This is a genomic window from Pseudoalteromonas sp. CR1, from assembly GCF_019392235.1.
GTDB lineage: Bacteria > Pseudomonadota > Gammaproteobacteria > Enterobacterales > Alteromonadaceae > Pseudoalteromonas.
In genome coordinates this window covers 1-294 of sequence record NZ_JAHXRM010000125.1, presented here as the reverse complement: position 1 = coordinate 294, position 294 = coordinate 1, and the positions used below count along the sequence as shown (strand labels likewise).

Sequence of the window (294 nt, the reverse complement as noted above, 5' to 3'; positions counted from 1 at the left end):
GGTCGTACTGGACTTGAACCAGTGACCCTCGCCTTGTAAGGGCGATGCTCTCCCAACTGAGCTAACGACCCATATTACATACTACTACTTGAATAGATAGTACTGGACTTTAACCAGCGAACTTCGCCGTTACTTGTAAATAGCGGTGATGCTCTCTTTTCTTGTAACTGAGCTAACGACCCATATTACAATTTAAATGACTATTTATATAATAAGCTTTATATGTGGTGGGTGATACTGGACTTGAACCAGTGACCCTCGCCTTGTAAGGGCGATGCTCTCCCAACTGAGCTA

At 43.9% G+C, this 294-nt stretch carries 1 tRNA gene; it reads right to left on the bottom strand.

Annotated features, from left to right (window positions below):
• Positions 1 to 93: 93 nt before the first annotated feature.
• Positions 94 to 182 (bottom strand) — tRNA-OTHER (locus KZZ04_RS18765).
• Between the last annotated feature and the right edge of the window lie 112 nt (positions 183 to 294).